Origin of the sequence: Parasedimentitalea huanghaiensis (genome assembly GCF_009753675.1) — a bacterium.
Classification (GTDB): Bacteria; Pseudomonadota; Alphaproteobacteria; order Rhodobacterales; family Rhodobacteraceae; genus Parasedimentitalea; species Parasedimentitalea huanghaiensis.
Genome location: NZ_WQLV01000003.1, coordinates 1 through 19095 on the forward strand (window position 1 = coordinate 1; position 19095 = coordinate 19095).

Genomic DNA, 19095 nt, shown 5'->3' on the forward strand with positions numbered 1-19095 from the left:
CCTTCGCCGACAAAACCGCAGCCCGCGTGCGACGCAACGACTAAGTCAAACGGTGGCGCGGCAAAACTACCGTGCCACTACAACCAATAAGGTGAACAGGACGCCAACGGCGAGCGGAAGGAGCATTCACCAATTGCGTGGTAGGTTAGGCTCGCAGCCTTTCATTTTCCGGATCCCAAAGCGGTTGATCTTCCTGCACAACAGCAGCGCATTTTTGTCCGTAGATTTCGACCTCCAGTTTAGTACCGGGCACCGCAAGATCTGCACGCACCGTGCCCAGTGCAACCGAGGCATTCACGCGGTAACCCCAGTCTCCACTGGTGGTTTCACCTATGATTTCACCATCTTTCCAGATGCAAGACATGTAGGGTGCATCGGCATCACCGGCTTCGACAATCAGGGTCACAAAACGTTTCTTCACGCCTTGCTGCTTTTCGGACTGAATAGCTGCCTTGCCGGGGAAATCCTGTGGCTTGTCGAGTTTGACAAAGCGTTCCAGCCCTCCTTCAAGCAGTGAATAGTCTGTCGAAAGATCACCTTTCCACGCGCGATAGCCTTTTTCGATACGCAAGGAATTCAGCGCATACATGCCAAACGGCTTGGCTCCAGCCTCCAGTATGGCCGCATAGATCGCAGATTGGTCATCGTTGGCACAGTGGACTTCCCAGCCTAGCTCACCAGCAAAGGAAACGCGCGCAAGGAATGCAGGTTTACCCGCAACAGTAGCCGCCTGATGTGTCAGCCAGCCCAGTGACAGATCAGCGTCTGACAGGGATGCAAGCAGATCGCGCGATTTAGGGCCAGTGACGATCATGGTGCCAAATTCGGTGGTGTGATCCGTCAGGCTAAGACCTGTTGGCAGTGCGTTTTTCAGGATCTCAAAGTCGTGCCACTGTGCTGCACCTGCGGTAATCATGGTGAAATGATCTTCACCGTGACGAATGCAGGACATTTCAGTCAGGATCCTGCCGCGGTCATCGGAGAAGTACACAAGGTTCAAACGGCCCACTTTGGGGAGCCCACCAGTGACCATGCCACGCAAGAATTCTGCCGCGCCTTCGCCGGTTAGATTAAAGCGCGAAAATCCGGGCAAGTCGAGCACGCCAACACCGTCGCGTACTGCTTCGCACTCTTCTTTGATACGCTGCTGCCAGGGGCCTGAACGACCCCAGGTGTGGGTTGCGTCCTCGGAAGTGTCATCACCATCCTGCGCAAACCAGTTGGCACGTTCCCAACCGTTGTAAGCGCCCATAACGCCGCCTAACTCTTTGACTTTATTATGTACTGCGCCGATTTTTTTATCACGTCCGGCAGGCCATTCGTGGTGGGGGAAGTGCATTGCATATTCATTGCCATAGACCTCCTTGCCTTTTTGCACGCAGTAGTCGTGATCAGTGTAATCGGTGTAGCGACGCGGATCGACCGCCCACATGTCCCATTCGGTCTGACCATCGACAATCCATTCGGCCAGAACTTTGCCGGCACCGCCACCCTGGGCAATACCAAAGGTGAAAACACAGGCCTCAAATGCGTTCTTGACGCCGGGCATTGGCCCAAGCAGCGGTAAGCCATCCGGGGCATAGGGGATCGGACCGTTGATGACCCGCGATATGCCCGAGGTCGCCAACGAAGGGACCCGCTCCATTGCGTCCATCATGATGTCTTCGATCCGGTCAAGATCATTCTGCCAGAGCTGAAAACTGAAATCCTCAGGCATCGGGTCATCCTCAGTTTCCCAATGCGCCCGACAGTTTGGCTCATATGGGCCAAGGTTGAAGCCATGTTTTTCCTGACGCAGGTAATAGGACACATCCACGTCCCGTAGCAGAGGCAGCTTTTTCCCGGTTTCCTTGGTATAGGCTTCTATTTCGGGGATTTCTTCGGACAGAAGATACTGATGACTCATCACCATCATTGGCACCGTTCGGCCACCAAAGGGTTTGAACCACTCACCCACACGCTGGGCATAGTACCCGGCTGCGTTGACCACATTATCGCAATCAATATCACCCTTGTCGGTATGTACGGTCCAGCTGCCATCATCATGTTGCGTGACACCTGTCGCAGGGCAGAATCGAATGATTTTGGCCCCCATGTCACGGGCACCCTTTGCCAAAGCCTGCGTTAGCTGTGCCGGGTCGATGTCCCCATCGTGAGGATCATACAAAGCCCCGGCCATGTCATGGGTTTCAAGGAAGGGATAGCGTTCCTTGGTTTCCTCTGGCGTCAGGATCTCGATATCCATACCCTGATAGCGACCCATGGATGCCGCCCGTTCAAACTCCTGCATCCGTTCTGCTGTATGCGCCAGACGGATCGACCCGGTTACATGATAGTTCATCGGATAGTCGACTTCGTCACCCAGGCGCGCATACAGCTCGGTTGAATATCGCTGCATATTCATGATCGACCATGATGTGGAAAAGGTGGGAACATTCCCCGCCGCATGCCAGGTTGACCCGGCCGTCAGCTCGTTCTTCTCCAGCAATACGCAATCGCTCCAGCCCTTCTTGGCCAGATGATACAGTGACGAGGCACCCACAACTCCACCGCCAATAATGACAACCCGTGCCTTGGATGGGAAATCGACCATAGCTTATTCCTCTTCTTGCGGTACTCCGTCCGCGATGTCGTAGTAGTCACCTTTCGAAGCAACGAAGATATGCTTTGCAATCTTGATACCGGTGTCGCCATCAACTGCCCCAAGCGCAAAACTGATGGTATCCTCACCTTTGCCCTTCCAGAATAGGTAGGACCCGCAACGCGAACAGATGCCTCGTTTGGCGATGTCGCTGGCCACAAACCAAGTGACCGGGCCAGTGATGGTCAGATCAGTGTCAGCAACATGAGCTGAGGCCCAGAAGCCGCCCGCCTGCTTGCGGCACTGGCTGCAGTGGCACATGGATGGTCCCTGAGGTTTGGCCTTGGTTTCAAACTGGATGTCGCCACACAGGCAGGATCCTTTGATCATCTCTTATCCTTTTAGTGAGGGCGTGCTGCTGGCTCCCAGCAGGACCCCGTAGCAAATAAAGCAGACCGCCATCACGCGGCGGATCCAAACATTAAACACGGCTGCCATCGCCGCCCGACCCAGTCCGGCCCCAAGCGCGGTATAGCCAGTGTAGCTGAGGGCGGTGATCATCAGAGCCGTGGGCATGATCACCCCCATTTGCTGCCAAACCGGAACATCTGGTTGTACAAATTGGGAAAAGGCAGCGAGATACCCGGCGACGCTTTTGGGGTTGATCGTGGCGACGGCGAGCGCGTGCAGATAGACATGTCGGGCAGGGCGCTCCGCCGCGGGAGCAGGGTTTCCTGCGTTCATCCAGCCTCGAACACCCAGATAGATCAAGAAACCCGCGCCAATCAGTTTCGCGATGAAAAATCCGGTCGGCGAAGCCGCGATGAGTGCGGTAACGCCAAAAGCCGAGAGAACCAGAAACAGCGTGGCTTGGGTGAGGATTGCGAAAACCCCGATCATTGCTTTTGGAAACGGCAATGCCATCCCGTTGCTAATGCAGTTCACAGCATTTGGACCGGGCGTGGTGACAAAAACCACCCAGAACAGGGCGAATATGGTCCAGGATTCAAAGCTCATGACGTCAATAGACCGGCGGAGCGATCACCCAGATCGCAACAGCCGGTTCGCCATAGGGGTTGGCCCAGTGATAGGGTTCATGGCGGATCCGAAAACTGTCGCCTGCGTTCACAGTAAATGCCTGACCGCCAATAACCAGATCAAGGCGACCGGAAATCATGTATCCCACTTCCTGCGTTGGTCGGTCAGCTATGGTTTGCATTTTGGAATGGGCCTGAAAAGTCGAATGCACCATTTCAAAATCATCCGTGAGATCGGGCGAGAGAAGCTCTTCGATCAAGCCTTCTTCGCCAGCTCCCATCGGACGTCGGTCCCCCTCACGTACCACATACCCTTGTTCATGGGCTGGGGCGTGGGTGTGGCCGAACAGCATAGACATAGGGACGTTCAGGCAGGCTGCAATCTGGCGAAGGTCCGAAATTGTTGGCTCGGACATATCCCGCTCCACCTGACTAAGCCAACCAACCGACCGGTCCAGTCGCGTTGCGATATCAGTCAGCGTCAACCCTCGCGCCTTACGCAATGCGCGTATGTCAGCACCAAGTGATGCAGTTAAGGCGGCCTGTGTGTTCAACGTATACTCCTAGCAGAAGGGCGTGAAAAAATGATCCGTGTTTTCACCGTGCTGCGGTTCTGTGAAATTTTCAAGTGATTTTTCACCAAAGTCGCAAACAGAACAGAATCCATTTTGAACATTGGCATTCTGAACGGACTTGGCTTGGAGGGAATATGCAAAAAGAGCAGTGTTTTGTTAGCCTGATTGGCCGCACAATTGGTGCAGCAAGAGGGCGCGCGGCCCGAGGTAGGCCTGCACGGATCTGACCCACCCTTAGATCCACTTGTACCAATAGGCCTTCATATGAACGATCAAACCAAAACACCCGCCCGCGCAATTCGTAGTGGAGGCCGGGCCGCTCGTCGTGCTGCCCGTGCAGCCCCGCTTGCAGAAAATCTCCGCGCCATCCGTCCTGGCATGGAAGGTGGCACCCTCAAACCGCTCAGCGAGCAAGACATGGAGCGTATACACCAAAGTGCGTTGGATGCGCTGGAACAGATTGGCTTAGCTGACGCTCCGCAAAGCGGTATCGACTACCTGGTCGGCGCAGGATGTGTATTGGGAGACGATGGACGTATCCGTTTTCCGCGGGAACTGGTTGAAGAGACGATAGCCAAGGCCAACCGTTCGGTCACATTGTTTAGTCGAGATGGGAAGACCGATCTGAATTTATCTGGCAGTCGGGTTCACTACGGTACCGCTGGTGCGGCAGTTCATATGGTGGATGTGCATGGGCGCAGCTACCGCGAGTCAACAGTGCAGGATTTGCACGATGCCGCCCGGATTTCCGATAGATTGGACAACATCCACTTTCTGCAACGACCTATGGTCTGTCGTGACATCCCCGACAATCGCGAAATGGATTTGAACTCTATCTACGCGACCACAGCAGGCACAACCAAACATGTGGGTGTTTCCTTCACCGAACCGGACTTTGTCGATGACGCGCTTGAAATGCTGCACATGATTGCAGGTGGTGAAGGCAAATGGCGAGAGCGTCCCTTTGTGTCGAACTCCAACTGTTTTGTTGTTCCTCCAATGAAATTCGCCACTGAAAGCTGCGAAGTGATGGAAAAATGCATAGCTGGGGGTATGCCGGTGTTGTTGTTGTCTGCCGGCATGGCCGGTGCGACAGCGCCGTCGACCATTGCTGGCGCAATTGTGCAGGCCTGTGCCGAATGTTTGGCCGGTCTGGTTTATGTAAACGCCGTCAAACCAGGGGCCCCCGCGATCTTTGGCACTTGGCCTTTTGGTTTGGACCTGCGGACCGGCGCAATGAGTGTTGGATCTGGCGAACAGGCTTTGCTGACGGCTGGATGCGCTCAGATGCATAAGTTTTATGGCGTGCCTGGTGGTGCAGCTGCGGGTGCCTCAGATTCGAAGCTTCCTGATATGCAGGCCGGCTGGGAACAAATGTGCACCGCTGTGATGGCCGGCTTATCCGGTCTCAACATGGTATATGAGGCGGCCGGGATGCATGCCTCACTGCTGGGGTTCTGTCATGAATCTCTGATCTTGGGGGATGATCTTATCGGTCAGGCGCTGCGCTGTGTTCGCGGCATCGAGGTCAACGACGAAACGCTTGCCTTGGATCAAATTAGGGCCACCTGTATTGGTGGCCCCGGTCATTATTTAGGGACGGATCAAACGCTTAGTAGAATGCAATCTGATTACGTCTACCCAGGCCTTGGTGATCGCACTTCCCCCAAAGAATGGGAAGAGTTGCAAAAGCCCGATCTGTTGAAAAAGGCCTCTGCACGTAAGGAACAAATCCTGCGTGAACGATCCCAGGCTCGATTTGATCCTGCAACCGACGCTGCTCTTCGTGCTAGGTTTAATATCCATCTCCCCGCCTAGTGATGAGAGAGGACTGCAACGACGATATTGTTTAACGGCGAGGTGGCGAATTTTGCTTTCGCCACTTCAATTCAGTTTCGAGGGGGAAATTGCGCATGTATGTACCTCCACGCATAGCTGTGTTGTGTTTGGTTCCTATTCAGCTCCCAAAGCTAGCAAAACTTCTCGTCGACGGGACTTCAGAACATGTCAAAAAGCTGGCGTTGCCGAGTGGACTGGTTTGACCCACTATATTGCTAGCCCTGACCGAAGAGATCTCTGATATGCGGTCGCGGATATTGTTGGGACAATGGGCTGTGAGCGTTCCAAAGCTGCAATAGGGCCAACCCGACGGAGGTGTTGATCCCACTTATTAAGAGCCAGTGAACATCTCTCAGGTATGTTGACCAGAAGGCGGTAGTGATTCGTAGTATCAAATAGGTGGTTAATGGCTGTAAGTTTTCAACTCAGCTCAGTGCTGAGTGCATTAACGAAACGAACTTACCTACCTGCGTTTGTTGCCTTTGTTGTGGTTGTGATTGCATCTGTTTTTGCTGAAAAGCAAAACGCGACCATCCACAATCAAAACCTTCGTGCGGATGTCCAGAACGAAGCCGGGATGGTTGTATCGCGGTTGAAGGGCCACTTGGGGGCGGACCTACAATTGATACGAGGGTTGGTTGCCGTATTGTCAACCGAACCAACTATGGATCAGGCCCGTTTTGGAAAGTTAGCGGAGCAGGTGATTGGTGGCCATAACGAGGTCCGGCTTGTGGCGGTTGCCCCCGATTTGGTTGTTTCGCTGATCTATCCAGTTGCCGGAAACGAAGCCGCAATTGGCCTAGATTACAACAAAAATGATGCACAACGAGATGCCGCTTATCGCGTTCGCGATAGCGGTGGTGTGGTGCTTGCTGGGCCAGTCAACCTGGTGCAGGGCGGGCGTGGCTTTATTGGCCGGTTTCCAATCTATACAGGTACGGGCCCGCAGCGGCAGTTTTTTGGAATTTTGTCGGCCGTTATCGACGTCGACACACTCTATGCCGCTTCGGGAGTAACCGATCCCAATGCAAATATTGAACTGGCATTGATTGGTCATGACGGTATGGGGTCTGAAGGGGCCTTGTTCTTTGGTGATGCTGATATCGTTGAGGATGACCCGATCCGGATCGATATTCCCCTAGCGCAAGGAAGCTGGCAATTGGTGGCCCGACCTCGGGGTGGGTGGACCGCGCAACCTGACAACCTATGGCCGCTACGCATGTCGCTGTTTGTCGCGGGGGCGCTGATCCTTTTTCCGACCATACTAGCTGGGCGTCTGTCGGCTGGTCGACGGTCGGTCATCTACACTTTGAAACGACGTGAGCGTGAACTTGAGACTTTGTCTCGCCGTTTGGAAGTTGCTGTCGAGACCTCAAAAATCGGAATCTGGGAATATGAGCCAGCCAGCGAGCGACTGATTTGGGACCAGCGGATGCGCAGTCTCTATGGCAAAACGCAATCCCCAGAAGAAAATCTGATACAGACATGGCGGCAACGCTTGCACCCATTGGATCGCAACATTGCCATCGAAGTATTTGAATCCGCTCAGAAAAATCTAGGTGCCTATGCCTCAGATTTCCGAATTGTTTTACCGGACGGCCAGGAAAAGCACATTCGCGCGCTAGGCAGCGTGTTCACGGATGCTAACGGTCGCAAACGGATTATTGGTGTGAACTGGGATGTGTCAAAGGATGTACATCTGCGTGAAGAAGTGATGCGTACCAATAAAACTCTCCAACAGCGTAATGGTGAGTTGTATGAGGGGCAAATCGCACTTGAACAGGCTCATGCTGAGCTACAGAAAAAACAAGCAGAGTTGCATCGATTATCGTTGGTGGCAAAGCACGCGTCGGACAGCATTATTCTGACAGATGCAGAGGCTAGAATAGTTTGGGTCAACGACGCTTTTACGCGCGTGACGGGCTATTCAGCCGAAGAGGCAATTGGAGCAACTACGGGTAGTTTGCTGAATGGACCAAAAACGGACCCGGCGGTGATTGGTGATATTAACGACCATTTGTCCATGGGGCAGCGGTTCCATACAGAAATTCTAAACTACACCAAATCGGGTGCTGAGATCTGGATTGATACAAATTTGGTGCCGATCTTGAATGAAGAAGGTCAAATTGAACTGATCATCGGGATCGAACGCGACATCACTGGGGCCAAAAATCGAGAACGGGAACTGGCTGAAGCCAAGCTGGCGGCAGAGCACGCGGACCGTGCAAAATCCGAGTTTTTAGCGAATATGAGTCATGAAATTCGTACTCCGATGAATGGAATTATTGGCATGGCAGGATTGCTTTCCGAAGCCGACCTACCGGACACTGAACGCCAATTTGTTGATACAATCCAAGACTCTTCGGTCGCATTGCTGAAAATTATTAATGACATTCTAGACTTGTCGCGGTTGGAAGCAGGCAAGCTGGAAATTTCTCCAACAGATTTCAAGTTGCGCCACTGTGTGGAAGGCGCAATCGACTTGTTACGTCCCAAGGCGCGCGACAAAGAGATTTGGCTTTCGGTCAACTATGCTGCCGAGCTGCCTGAATTGATGCATGGCGATGATGGGCGGTTGCGTCAGATTTTGGTCAATTTGGTCGGCAATGCGGTGAAATTTACATCTCAGGGAGGCGTAACTGTGAATGTTGGTTGCGCCAAGAATGATCCTTACCGGTTGCAGGTCGAGATTGATGATACCGGAATCGGCATCTCAACCGAACAGGCCAAGCATATTTTCGACCGCTTCTCGCAGGCTGACACCGCGACGACGCGGGCTTTTGGGGGCACCGGTCTTGGCCTGACAATCTCTAGCGTTCTTGCTGAACGCATGGGGGGAGAAATCACTTTGCGCTCTGAACTGGGCCAAGGGTGTTGTTTCAGTCTTTCCGTACAACTGGCGCCGGCACAGGGACCACTCGTCAAGGAAGTACCTCGCGTTGACGTGCCAGCAGCTATTCTGGCGGATAGTCTGGTTTTGTTGGCTGAAGATAACAAAGTGAACAGGTTGCTGATTAACAAATACCTGGGTGATCAGCCATTGGAGTTGATCGAGGCAATAAATGGCCGCGAAGCTGTAACTCTGTGCCAGACACGCGTGCCGGACATTGTGCTTATGGATATGTCGATGCCCGAACTGGATGGCATCTCTGCAACGCGAGAGATCCGGGCGCTGGACATTGTGCAGCCTACAATCGTTGCATTGACCGCCAATGCCTTTGAGAGCGATCGCGATGCCTGTTTGGCAGCTGGTATGGACTGTTTCTTGTCCAAACCCATCAAGAAAGCGCACTTGCTTCGGACACTGGCAGCTCTTCAAGCCGAGCGACTAGAGGAAAAGCAAAGGGCGTAGCCGTCCAATGTGTCGGAGCGTCGATCCGGTATCCTGTTAAAATGGTTGAAAAACTGAGCCTGCGTTTACAGAAAACCTCCATTGGCTGTGATTTTTTTGCGGCAATTTCTTCCGGTTGCGCCATCTGATTAAGATAAGCTGCAGGCGTATGTAAAAAAATGAGCAACCCGGCAGTTATAGACAACGGCTGCTGTGGAGGCTCGCCGACATGGAAAACGTCCTTAGCCTAGTGCCTGTGCTAATTAAGATGGCTATTGTCGTAGGCGTTCTTTTATTGCTGCCACTCCCCTTGACTTGGCTGGAACGTAAAATTGCTGCACATATCCAGCAGCGACCAGGTCCGATGCGCGTGGGGTGGCACGGGTTACTGCAACCGCTGGCCGATGCCATCAAACTGCTGACCAAAGAAGATCATATTCCAGCCGAGGCTGACCGGATGCTGTTTTCGATCGCCCCGGTGGTGGCCCTGGTGCCGCCCTTTCTGGTATTTGTTGCAATCCCTATTGGCGACCCCATTCAGATGTTTGGCACCGAAATTGCGCTGTCGATATCAGATCTGAACGTTGGATTGCTGTTTATTCTGGCAGTGTCGGGAATCGGAGTGTTCGGCACAATTTTGGCGGGCTGGGCTTCGAACAGTAAATACGCCGTTCTTGGCAGCTTGCGCTCAATTGCTCAGATGATTTCCTACGAAATCCCTATGGGCTTTTCCGTCATAGGTGTGGTGATGCTCGCGGGATCGATGCAGTTGTCCCAAATTGTCTCCTCGCAGCAAGGTTTGTGGAACGTTGTGGTGCAGCCAATTGGCTTTTTTGTTTTTTTTGTTTCAGGTCTGGCCGAGGCACAACGTATTCCGTTTGATCTGCCTGAAGCCGAGGGTGATCTCGGCGCGGGCTACCACACTGAATACAGTGGCATTCGATTTTCACTCTTTATGCTCGCAGAATACCTTGTGGTGGTGGTTCTGGCTTTTCTGAATGTGCTGCTGTTTTTTGGCGGTTGGCTGGGTGGCCCGGCATTTTTGCCCGCCACGATCTGGCTGCTTCTTAAGGTCGGATTCTTCATCTGGGTGTTTATGTGGTTGCGTTTCACGTTTCCGCGCTACCGTTATGACCAGCTGATGGCCATCGGCTGGAAGTTACTACTACCGCTCTCATTGCTGAATATTCTGGTGAGCGGATTTGTGATGTTGTGAATAGCGAGTGAGGCGTCATGGCAAGGACAGGGGTAAAACGGAGCAACTGGATCGGCAGGGTCCTTCTGGTTGATCTACTGGCCGGGTTACGTTTGACGCTGGGGTATATGGTTTCAAAAACTGTGACCCACCACTACCCAGATTATGAAAAGTGGGTGCCATACCAACGCCATCGCGGCCATCATTTCATCAAGACAAATGAAGAGGGCGAGGTGAATTGTGTCGCCTGTGAATTGTGCTCGAAAATCTGCCCCTGCGATTGCATCACGGTTATTCCCTTTGAGAATGAAAAGGGCGACCGCCGCCCCAAAGTGTTCGACATCAATTTGGCACGCTGCCTGTATTGCGGATTGTGTGAGGACGCCTGTCCTGCGGATGCGATCAAGTTAGGTCAGGAGTACGAAGTTGCGACCCACCATCGAGGAACTCTGGTGGTCCATCTCGAAGACTTGGTCAAGGCGCCTGGAAAAGCTGGGAATGGGGGCGTGGTGCGTCCCGCCACACTGGATCGCAATGGTGGTCTGAGGTCAGTCACGCGCACTAGGCCCAAGGATGCCGGGCTGGACTGGTGGTCACGTATCCGAAGAGAGCGGTAACCATCATGTAAAGGCAGCGATACGACCGCAGTGGGACCAAACCAAGAAAGGGCGAAAAAATGTATGTCAGCACAGTATTACGCCACAAGGGATCCGAGATCTATTCGGTCGCGCCAGATGACAGCGTCTTGACGGCCCTTCAGTTGTTTGACGTCAAGAAGATTGGTTTTGCGGTGGTACTGGATCCTGCTGGAAAAGCGTTGGGAGGCGTTTCAGAGCGCGAGATCTGCAAAGCAATGGCGATCCCGGATGGTGGAGGGCGCCAAGCCGCGATCGGCGATGTGATGACGCCCAGCGTGGGCACCTGTTCACCAGACGACAACTTGATCCGGATCATGGCTTTGATGACCGAAAAGCGGAATCGCCACATGCTGGTTTGTGATGACGACGGGCTGTGTGGGGTGATCAGTATTGGCGATGTGGTCAAACATCGGCTGGATGAGATCATGCGCGAAGAAGAAGAGCTGCTGAAATACATCGACGGTACTGGCTACAGCGTTTGATGCAGATGTGGCCTGCCTGCTTGAGGTTGGCGAAACGGGAGTTAGGAGTAAGAGGTCAAAGATGGAGCGAGAGTTTTTTTTGCTGCTGTCAGGGGTTGCAACAGTATCGGCATTGCTGGTGATTGTCGCACGCAATCCGGTACATAGCGCCTTGGCACTTGTCGCCTGCCTGGTTCAGATCGCTGCCCTTTACGTCCTTTTGGGTGCGCCCTTTCTGGCCGTGATCCAAATCTTTGTATATGTCGGCGCCGTGATGGTGCTGTTTTTATTCGTCATTATGATGCTGGATGTCCGAAAGGAATCCCAAAGGCGGTACTTGAAACACGCGCTTCTGCCCGGTGTCGTCGTTCTTGTTATTCTCTCGGGCGAGCTGATTGTTTTACTGACCCAAAGCACCAAATTGCATGCCGCAATGGGGCCGGGGCAGACCATTACCACTCAGCCATCAGTGGAGGCGCTTAGTCTTTTACTGTTTCAGGATTTTTTGCTGCCGTTTGAAGTTGCCTCGGTAATCCTTCTGGTGGCCCTGATAGGTGCGGTAGTGTTGGCCAGGTCGGAGGCTGACGTAACACCGGTTCGATCTCGAAAAGATCACGGCGAGGTTCGCAGATGATCCCAACAGCCTGGTATCTGATACTTGCCGCCACGCTGTTTGTTATTGGCGGAGCCGGGGTTTTGCTGCGGCGCAATGTACTGATTGTACTGATGTCACTGGAACTCATGCTGAACAGTGTCACCATAAATCTTCTGGCTTTTGGTCATGTTCTGCAAGATTTGCGCGGCCAGATAATCGCCATTTTTGTGATCGCAATCACCGCCGCCGAGGTTGCTGTGGCGCTGGGCATTTTGGTTGCACTGCTGCGCAACAAAAACACGTTGGAAGTGGATGAGTTAACCGTCTTGAAAGGTTGAGTTTTGGAGTTTCTACTGTCCATCAGACCTGTCCTTGCCATTGCCGTAAGCCTGACGGCCGCTGTTTTGATCCTTTGTCTACGCAACCGGGCTAACCTGCGTGATGCGGTTTCGGTTGCCGCGGCTGTGGTGAAGTTCCTGATTGTGATCTCTCTGGCGCCGTTGGTTTTGGACGGTGGGACCCATGATCTGACATTGTTTGAAGTGCTGCCGGGGGTCGATTTTGCCTTTCGGGTCGATGCATTGGGGATGGTGTTTGCGACCGTTTCCAGCCTGCTGTGGATCCTCGCGGCGCTTTACTCAATTGGTTACATGCGCAGCCAGAACGAACATGCGCAGACCCGCTTTTTTGCCGCCTTTGCTGTGTCGCTTTCCGCGGCAGTTGGCGGTGCTTTTGCCGCTAATCTGTTCACTTTGGTCATTTTCTACGAGCTGCTTAGCCTGATCACCTATCCGCTGGTTTACCACAAAGAAGACAAGGCCAGTTGGGCGGGCAGTCGTCGCTATGTGGTCTATTTGATCGGGGCGTCCAAATCCCTGCTTCTGGTGGCACTGGCGTTGACCTATCATCTGGCCGGAACTCTTGATTTTATGCCTCAGGGCGTGTTTGGCGGAACTGATGCCTCAGGGGCGCTGCTGTCAGTAGTGTACCTGTGCTACCTGTTTGGTTTTGCCAAGGCTGCAATAATGCCATTTCACGCCTGGCTGCCAGCGGCGATGGTTGCGCCAACCCCTGTTAGTGCTTTGCTCCATGCGGTGGCGGTGGTCAAAATGGGGGTATTTTGCCTGCTGCGGGTGATTTTCTACGTCATGGGCGTCGATTTGATGAGCAGCCTCGGGTTGGCAATAGCCACTGCGTATCTGGTGTCCTTTACCATCGTGATGGCTTCGATCTATGCGCTGACCCGCGATGACCTGAAGGCTCGGCTGGCTTATTCGACGGTCAGTCAGCTATCGTACATCATACTGGGCGCGGTCTTGTTGACACCGATGGCGGCCGTGGGCGGTGTGACCCATATCGCGGCCCACGCATTTTCCAAGATCACACTGTTTTTCTGCGCCGGGTCGATCTACTGCGCCTCACATCGCCGCAACATCAGCGATCTGGCCGGCATCGGGCGGCAATTGCCCTGGACGATGGGCGCGTTTTTCATTGGCTCACTTGGTATGATCGGCCTCCCCCCCAGTGGAGGGTTCATTAGTAAATGGTATCTGGTTCTGGGCTCGGTTGAAGCTGGAGAATTGGTTTTTCTGACTGTTCTTCTGGCCAGCGCGGTGCTGAATGCGGCCTATTTCTTACCGGTGACCTACACCGCATTTTTTGAGAAATCCAAGCCACCACAGGGCCAAACGCTGGTCGCAATGCAGGACGTCCGTGAAGTTCCAATGGTGGCAGTGCCTTTGCTGATAACTGCGATTTTATCATTGGTGCTGGGTCTGAGCCCTGGATTTTTCGTGGATTTGGCGCAGTTGGTCATGCGCGGAGCGGGGTTAGGATGATTGCACGATTGGTGAATTTCTTTGGCGATGATCGGTACAAGCGTTTGCGTTGGCGGTTATTGTTGCTGATGCTGTTCCTCATAGTGCTGGCCGATGTCTTAGTGCCAAGACCACATGTGGAACATGTCTGGGATTCCATCCCAGGGTGGAGCGCCGCGTTTGGATTTATCAGCTGCGTTGCGATCATTTTCGTCAGTAAGTTCATCGGCCACAGTTGCGGCATCATGCGCGATGAGGACTACTATGACTGAGTGGCTGCACCCCGCGTTGATCATGGTGTTCGGTGCAGCCTTGCTACCGATGCTGCACGACACAGGACAAAAGGTTGCGTCGGTTTTGGTTCCATTGCTGGTTTTGCTACGGATGACGCAAATGGATGTCGGCAGCCAGGGTCAGGTCCAGTTTATTGGCATAGACTTGGTTCTGTTTCAGGCTGACCAGTTATCACTGGTGTTCGCTTGGGTGTTTTCAATCATGGCGGTGATTGGCAACATTTACGCTTGGCATATCAATGACACTGGCCAGCGGGTTTCGGCGTTTTTGTATATAGGCAGTGCTTTTGGCGTGGTGTTTGCTGGCGACTGGTTCACTCTGCTTGTCGCGTGGGAGATCATGGCCTTTGCCTCGGCCTATCTGATTTTTGCATCCGCTAACCGCAAGGCTGTCGCAGCCGGTTTTCGCTATCTCATGGTGCATGTCGCCGGAGGTGTCCTGTTGTTCGGTGGAATTGTGTTGCACGGCGTCCAGACCGGCTCTTATCTGGTAGGGCCGCTGGATCACGGACAGGGCGGGCTGGCCTACAACCTGATCCTGATCTCCTTCATGCTTAATGCTGCTGTTCCACCATTAAGCGCCTGGCTCACCGATGCATATCCCGAAGCAACGGTGACCGGAGCAGTATTCCTTAGCGCCTTTACCACTAAAACGGCCGTATACGTGCTGATCCGCAATTACCCCGGCGCCGAAGTGTTGATCGGGTTTGGAGTAGCTATGGCGTTGTATGGGGTTGTATTTGCAGTGTTGGAAAACGACTGCCGCAGGCTTTTGGGTTATCACATTATCAGTCAGGTTGGTTACATGGTGGCTGCCGTTGGTATGGGAACCGAGATGGCGCTGAATGGTGCGACCTCCCATGCCTTTGCTCATATCCTCTACAAGGGATTGTTGTTCATGGGGGTGGGGGCGGTGATCCTGATGACGGGGCGGCGAAAATTGACCGAACTGGGGGGGCTATATCACGCCATGCCAATGACGGTGGTGCTGTATATGGTTGGCGCTCTGGCAATCTCAGCCTTCCCCCTGTTTAGCGGCTTTGTCAGCAAAAGCATGATCATATCGGCGGCCGCAGGGGATCACCGTGCGGCGGTGGCGCTGTTATTGACTGTCGCGTCCTCCGGTACCTTTTTGCACACTGGCCTAAAGCTGCCATATTACATGTTCTTTGGCAAAGACTGCGGTTTGCGTCCGTCTGAACCGCCCGTAAATATGTTACTGGCAATGGGGCTGGCGGCGTTGTTCTGCATCGGCATCGGCGTGTTTCCGCAGCTGTTGTACGATCTGCTGCCATATCCAGTGAATTACCACCCTTACAGTGGCGCGCACATCACCCAGAGCCTCGGACTGTTGATGTTCACGCTTTTCGCTTTTGTCCTGTGCCTGAGGTATCTGGACCCCGAGAAAACCATCAGCCTGGATACTGATTGGCTGTATCGGCGTGGTGCAAAACTCTTCATGTGGCTTGCTCTTCATCCGGTTTTGCTCTGGGAGAAAATGGTGGTCACTCTGGGTGACGGTGCAGGTCTTCGCATGTTGCACAGGTTGTCACGGGCGAGCCAAAAAGCTGACACTCATTTTGTTGATGCGGTGGTCAATGGGGTTGCCAGAATGACCTGGCGTTGCGGCCTGCTATTGCGACAGTTTCAAACCGGGGTTGTGTCGCATTATGCGCTGGTGATGATAGTTGGGCTGATTGTGATGCTGGTGTTCCCGCTGATCGCAGCACTGGCAGCGCCATGACAGACTTGCCGGTTCTCAGCATTCTGATTTTGCTACCGGCTGTTGGGGCAGTGTTAACGCCCTTTCTGCGCAAAGACCCGATTGTACGCTGGTTTTCTTTGCTGGTGCTTTTTGCTGACTTCTTATTAGCGCTTTGGGTTTTGCTCAATTTTGATCCCAACACGGCTGCGATGCAGTTTGGTGAACACAGGGTTTGGGTACCAAATTTGGGTATCAGCTATCGATTGGGGATTGATGGTATCAGCGTTTGGTTTGTGGTGCTGACCAGTCTGCTGGGATGGATTTGCGTTTTGGCGTCTTGGTGGTCGATTTCCATCCGGGTGAAAGAGTTCATGACCTGCTTACTGGCGATGCAGAGCCTGATGATCGGTGTGTTCTGCGCGCTAGACATGATACTGTTCTACATTCTGTGGGAGGCCATGCTGGTGCCGATGTATCTGATCATCGGTATCTGGGGCGGGGCCAACCGGGTCTACGCTGCGTTCAAGTTCTTCCTCTACACATTAGCGGGCAGCCTGCTGTTCCTGATTGGTATTCTGCTGCTCTACTTTGGCGGCGGGCAAACCTTTGATGTGCTGGCCCTGATGGAGGTACAATACCCGTTCCCCCTGCAGATCTGGGTGTTCCTTGCCTTCCTTGTCGCCTTTGCCGTCAAGATCCCGATGGTGCCGGTGCATACTTGGTTGCCGGATGCCCATGTGCAGGCCCCCACTGCAGGCAGTATCATTCTTGCCGGTGTGCTGCTCAAGATGGGCGCCTATGGCTTTCTGCGTTTTTCACTGCCAATGCTGCCGGACGCATCGCAGTATTTCGCCCCGATGATGATTGCCCTGTCTGCTGTGGCAATTGTCTATGGCGGCTTTCTTGCCTTGGCGCAAAGCGACATTAAAAAACTGATCGCTTATTCCAGTGTCAGCCACATGGGGTTCATCACCCTGGGTCTCTTCACATTTGATGCCAAAGGAATGTCAGGTGCAGTGATCCAGATGTTCAATCACGGTATCACCACCGGGGCGCTGTTCCTGTTCGTTGGTATAATTTACGAGCGCACACATTCACGAGACATCGCAGCTTACGGTGGATTGATTAAGGTGGTGCCGTTGTTTGGTATCCTGTTTGCAGCTTTTTTACTGTCCTCGATGGCACTGCCCGGACTGAACGGATTTATTGGTGAGCTGCTGGTGTTGGCTGCGGCTTTTGGGGTCAGCGGTTGGGCGGGGGCTGCCGGGGCGCTGGGCGCCTTGGTTGGCGCGGCCTACCTGCTGGGGGTGTATCGCCAGATGTTGCTGGGCGAGGTCAAGACGCCGGGGGACGTGTTTGTCTGGGATCTGGGCCGCCGTGAACTGGCCTGTGCAGCACCATTGCTTTTGTTTGTTGTGTGGTTTGGCCTGTATCCCAAGCCGTTTTTGACAATCCTGCAACCCTCGCTGGACCATCTGATGACACAGCTTAATCCAACGGCGGTGACCCCATGAGGAGGTCGCAATGGATCTGACGCAGATTACCTCTTCGGTTCTGGCCTCAGGTCCGGAAATCATCATCATTCTGGGTGCCTGTGTGGCATTGATGTTGTCGCTGGTGCCAAGACCGGGGCAGGGCGCACTGCTAGCGGGGCTTAGCCTGGTGATGATTGCCCTGGCTGCCGCGATGAGCCTGACATTGGCGCAAAACCCGCAAACGGCTTATGGCGGAATGTTTGTGAACGATGGGTTTTCGACCTTTTTCAAAATGCTGCTCTATCTGGGGACTGCTCTGACTATTCTCATTTCTGACCGATACCTGGGCACAGAAGACGCCGCCAAAGGTGAGTATTATGTGCTGCTGTTATTTGCTCTGTCAGGTGCGATGATCATGGTGTCGGGCAAAGATCTGCTGATCATCTATGTAGGGTTAGAACTGCAAGCGTTGTCGATTTATGTGCTGGTTGGATTTCTGACAACAAACACACGTTCGAATGAGGCCGCGTTAAAATATGTCATCCTCGGAGCATTCTCGTCGGGGTTGCTGCTATTTGGCCTGTCTCTGCTTTATGGGCTGACCGGGACCACCCAGCTGGAGGCTATGGGAGAGGCGCTGGATAGTGTGGAGACCAGTTCGCCGCTGCTGGCGCTGGCCACAGTGTTTCTGATTGTAGGGCTATTGTTCAAAGTTGGTGCAGTCCCGTTTCATATGTGGGTCCCCGACATCTACGAGGGCGCGCCATCACCTGTCACCGGTTTCATGTCGACGGTGGGCAAGGTTGCCGCCGTTGCGGTGATCCTGCGGCTGTTGATACAAGATCTGGCAATGCTTGACCCAATCTGGCGCGGTAGTGTTGAGGCCGTGGCGGTACTGACGCTCGCCGCGGGCAGCTTCGCTGCATTGGTGCAAACCAATATCAAGCGGATGTTGGCCTATTCTTCCATTGCTCATGGCGGGTTCTTGTTACTGGGCCTCTTAGCTGGAGGAAGCGAGGGCCTTGCCAGTGTGATGCTATATCTGCTGATTTTTACAGTGACCAATTTGGGACTATTTGCTGTGATCGTCCTTTTAAACCGAGGCGCAGGTCAGGGTGAGAACATTCAGGACTTCTCGGGCCTGGCCAAAAGTCAACCGGGGGTGGCCCTAATGGCTTTAGTGTTCCTTTTGTCGCTCGCAGGCATCCCGCCGACCGGGGGCTTCTTTGCCAAGTTTTATGTGTTGGTGGCATTGGTTGATGCGGGTTTTGTATTGCTGGCAGTATTTGCGGTGCTGCTCAGCGCGATAGCTGCGTGGTTCTATCTTCGTGTCATCATGCTGATGTACATGGAACAGAACGACCAACCGGCTGTATTTCAGGTCTCCCCAGCAATTGGATGGGCACTGATTGTCACATTCACCGGCACAGTCTTAACCGGGGTCTTGCCTGCCTGGTTTCTGGGGGTGTCAAAAGCTGCGGCAACTGCTGGACTAGGTTGAAAACGCTGGTTTTGGATTACCTTGATCTATGGGGACCCTGCAGTGGACCACC

At 53.5% G+C, this 19095-nt stretch carries 16 protein-coding genes; 12 read left to right on the forward strand and 4 right to left on the reverse strand.

The window, feature by feature from the left end:
* Positions 1–145: 145 nt before the first annotated feature.
* The 4 genes from GO984_RS07160 to GO984_RS07175 are packed head-to-tail and all read right to left on the reverse strand — an operon-like array spanning position 146 to position 4172.
* Positions 146–2593 carry a GcvT family protein gene (locus GO984_RS07160; protein ID WP_157021884.1) on the reverse strand — a complete coding sequence of 816 codons (2448 nt, stop codon included), beginning with the start codon at positions 2591–2593 and terminating at the stop codon, positions 146–148.
* Between the two features lie 3 nt (positions 2594–2596).
* The gene (locus GO984_RS07165; RefSeq protein WP_157021885.1) at positions 2597–2971 is read right to left on the reverse strand and encodes a GFA family protein; all 375 of its coding nucleotides are present in this window, start codon (positions 2969–2971) and stop codon (positions 2597–2599) included.
* A 3-nt stretch (positions 2972–2974) separates the two neighbouring features.
* Positions 2975–3598, reverse strand: coding sequence for a LysE family translocator (locus GO984_RS07170; protein ID WP_157021886.1), 624 nt, complete (start codon positions 3596–3598; stop codon positions 2975–2977).
* A 4-nt stretch (positions 3599–3602) separates the two neighbouring features.
* Positions 3603–4172 (reverse strand): helix-turn-helix domain-containing protein, encoded by a 570-nt coding sequence (locus tag GO984_RS07175; protein ID WP_157021887.1) that lies wholly within the window; start codon positions 4170–4172, stop codon positions 3603–3605.
* Positions 4173–4457: 285 nt separating this feature from the next.
* Here GO984_RS07175 and GO984_RS07180 point away from each other — a divergent pair, with 285 nt between their 5' ends.
* The 12 genes from GO984_RS07180 to GO984_RS07235 all read left to right on the forward strand — a co-directional run bounded on the left by GO984_RS07180 (position 4458) and on the right by GO984_RS07235 (position 19043).
* A complete protein-coding gene (locus tag GO984_RS07180; RefSeq protein WP_157021888.1) occupies positions 4458–6011 on the forward strand; it encodes a trimethylamine methyltransferase family protein in 1554 nt (517 codons plus the stop codon).
* A 427-nt stretch (positions 6012–6438) separates the two neighbouring features.
* Positions 6439–9384, forward strand: coding sequence for an ATP-binding protein (locus tag GO984_RS07185; protein WP_157021889.1), 2946 nt, complete (start codon positions 6439–6441; stop codon positions 9382–9384).
* Between the two features lie 208 nt (positions 9385–9592).
* The gene (gene nuoH / locus GO984_RS07190; protein ID WP_157021890.1) at positions 9593–10579 is read left to right on the forward strand and encodes an NADH-quinone oxidoreductase subunit NuoH; all 987 of its coding nucleotides are present in this window, start codon (positions 9593–9595) and stop codon (positions 10577–10579) included.
* A gap of 17 nt (positions 10580–10596) precedes the next feature.
* Positions 10597–11175 carry a 4Fe-4S dicluster domain-containing protein gene (locus GO984_RS07195; RefSeq protein ID WP_157021891.1) on the forward strand — a complete coding sequence of 193 codons (579 nt, stop codon included), beginning with the start codon at positions 10597–10599 and terminating at the stop codon, positions 11173–11175.
* Positions 11176–11234: 59 nt separating this feature from the next.
* Positions 11235–11678, forward strand: a complete 444-nt coding sequence (locus GO984_RS07200) for a CBS domain-containing protein (RefSeq protein ID WP_157021892.1) — start codon at positions 11235–11237, stop codon at positions 11676–11678.
* A 61-nt stretch (positions 11679–11739) separates the two neighbouring features.
* The gene (locus GO984_RS07205) at positions 11740–12291 is read left to right on the forward strand and encodes an NADH-quinone oxidoreductase subunit J (protein ID WP_157021893.1); all 552 of its coding nucleotides are present in this window, start codon (positions 11740–11742) and stop codon (positions 12289–12291) included.
* Positions 12288–12590, forward strand: a complete 303-nt coding sequence (gene nuoK, locus GO984_RS07210) for an NADH-quinone oxidoreductase subunit NuoK (RefSeq protein ID WP_138162013.1) — start codon at positions 12288–12290, stop codon at positions 12588–12590. The genes GO984_RS07205 and nuoK overlap by 4 nt, the downstream gene beginning before the upstream one ends.
* Before the next feature lie 3 nt (positions 12591–12593).
* Entirely contained in the window at positions 12594–14090 is a 1497-nt protein-coding gene (locus GO984_RS07215) for a monovalent cation/H+ antiporter subunit D family protein (protein WP_157021894.1), read from the forward strand.
* The gene (locus GO984_RS07220; protein WP_157021895.1) at positions 14087–14341 is read left to right on the forward strand and encodes a hypothetical protein; all 255 of its coding nucleotides are present in this window, start codon (positions 14087–14089) and stop codon (positions 14339–14341) included. The genes GO984_RS07215 and GO984_RS07220 overlap by 4 nt, the downstream gene beginning before the upstream one ends.
* Positions 14334–16106 carry a Na(+)/H(+) antiporter subunit D gene (locus GO984_RS07225; protein ID WP_157021896.1) on the forward strand — a complete coding sequence of 591 codons (1773 nt, stop codon included), beginning with the start codon at positions 14334–14336 and terminating at the stop codon, positions 16104–16106. The genes GO984_RS07220 and GO984_RS07225 overlap by 8 nt, the downstream gene beginning before the upstream one ends.
* Positions 16103–17581, forward strand: coding sequence for an NADH-quinone oxidoreductase subunit M (locus GO984_RS07230; RefSeq protein ID WP_157021897.1), 1479 nt, complete (start codon positions 16103–16105; stop codon positions 17579–17581). Before GO984_RS07225 ends, GO984_RS07230 begins: the two co-directional genes overlap by 4 nt.
* A 10-nt stretch (positions 17582–17591) precedes the next feature.
* Entirely contained in the window at positions 17592–19043 is a 1452-nt protein-coding gene (locus tag GO984_RS07235; protein ID WP_157021898.1) for an NADH-quinone oxidoreductase subunit N, read from the forward strand.
* The last annotated feature ends 52 nt before the right edge of the window (positions 19044–19095 follow it).

What these genes read in the sequence shown, in the direction of transcription:
- nuoK (WP_138162013.1), top strand. Translation starts at nt 12,288, where the DNA reads ATGATCCCAACAGCCTGGTATCTGATACTTGCCGCCACGCTGTTTGTT.
- GO984_RS07205 (WP_157021893.1), top strand. Translation starts at nt 11,740, where the DNA reads ATGGAGCGAGAGTTTTTTTTGCTGCTGTCAGGGGTTGCAACAGTATCG.
- GO984_RS07220 (WP_157021895.1), top strand. Translation starts at nt 14,087, where the DNA reads ATGATTGCACGATTGGTGAATTTCTTTGGCGATGATCGGTACAAGCGT.
- nuoH (WP_157021890.1), top strand. Translation starts at nt 9,593, where the DNA reads ATGGAAAACGTCCTTAGCCTAGTGCCTGTGCTAATTAAGATGGCTATT.
- GO984_RS07165 (WP_157021885.1), bottom strand. Translation starts at nt 2,971, where the DNA reads ATGATCAAAGGATCCTGCCTGTGTGGCGACATCCAGTTTGAAACCAAG.
- GO984_RS07180 (WP_157021888.1), top strand. Translation starts at nt 4,458, where the DNA reads ATGAACGATCAAACCAAAACACCCGCCCGCGCAATTCGTAGTGGAGGC.
- GO984_RS07170 (WP_157021886.1), bottom strand. Translation starts at nt 3,598, where the DNA reads ATGAGCTTTGAATCCTGGACCATATTCGCCCTGTTCTGGGTGGTTTTT.
- GO984_RS07160 (WP_157021884.1), bottom strand. Translation starts at nt 2,593, where the DNA reads ATGGTCGATTTCCCATCCAAGGCACGGGTTGTCATTATTGGCGGTGGA.
- GO984_RS07195 (WP_157021891.1), top strand. Translation starts at nt 10,597, where the DNA reads ATGGCAAGGACAGGGGTAAAACGGAGCAACTGGATCGGCAGGGTCCTT.
- GO984_RS07185 (WP_157021889.1), top strand. Translation starts at nt 6,439, where the DNA reads ATGGCTGTAAGTTTTCAACTCAGCTCAGTGCTGAGTGCATTAACGAAA.
- GO984_RS07200 (WP_157021892.1), top strand. Translation starts at nt 11,235, where the DNA reads ATGTATGTCAGCACAGTATTACGCCACAAGGGATCCGAGATCTATTCG.
- GO984_RS07235 (WP_157021898.1), top strand. Translation starts at nt 17,592, where the DNA reads ATGGATCTGACGCAGATTACCTCTTCGGTTCTGGCCTCAGGTCCGGAA.
- GO984_RS07225 (WP_157021896.1), top strand. Translation starts at nt 14,334, where the DNA reads ATGACTGAGTGGCTGCACCCCGCGTTGATCATGGTGTTCGGTGCAGCC.
- GO984_RS07230 (WP_157021897.1), top strand. Translation starts at nt 16,103, where the DNA reads ATGACAGACTTGCCGGTTCTCAGCATTCTGATTTTGCTACCGGCTGTT.